This window comes from Rhodococcus sp. P4_F3_2 (assembly GCF_056401335.1).
The window spans coordinates 1-643 of the sequence record NZ_JBFUJN010000121.1 but is presented as its reverse complement, the minus strand read 5'-3'; the positions used below and the strand labels follow the sequence as shown (position 1 = coordinate 643).

Annotated in this window: 1 protein-coding gene; it reads right to left on the bottom strand. The window is 35.3% G+C overall.

Going from position 1 to position 643, the window contains the following annotated elements:
• Window positions 1-291: 291 nt before the first annotated feature.
• A partial coding sequence (locus tag AC1DWA_RS33045; RefSeq protein ID WP_477917651.1) for a hypothetical protein occupies window positions 292-643 on the bottom strand: 352 nt, incomplete at its 5' end.

The following is a 643-nucleotide window of genomic DNA, read 5'->3' as shown; positions in this document are numbered from 1 at the left end:
TCTTTATACTATGAAAAGTTTTCTAAGAAGAAGCTTCCTCTGTTGATACAACTGTACTGAATTGGTCAAATAAGCGTTATTCTCTGACATTTTACCATAGGTAGAAGGAACGGATACGTACGTACGCAGAACAGCATTTTAATGAACAAAAAAGGGATGTGAATGATCCCTATGGATACGCGTAAAAATGAAGGTTCTTTTAACTATCATTATTAAGCGAACTCTTTACTGTTTTTCTAATAAAAAAGGTTAATCAGCAAAAGCTAATTAACCTCGTTAAATAGTGCAATTTCACCCAGTTCTCTCAGTTGAACTGTCTCGTGTTACCTGCAAGTTTCCGGAGCGTTTTAATTTGTTCCACCCTACTTTTGTTCCTTTTAATGCAGCTAAAACTGCCTTCCAAGCTACCCATAGTAATAAGTAGCGATACACAATTCTTTGTATCACTAGAGCAATCAATGGTTTACTGCTTATTCGCTCTAATCTAAAGGCCACTAAGCAAACAAGAAAATCAACAATAAAGTAGCACCCGTATAGAAGAGACGAATGTTTCAGATCTCCAGTACATAGCCTCAAAACAAATAAAAGGTCTAAAAATGGTGCAAATAAAGGAAAAATGAATTGAAACAGCAGCATATTAGGA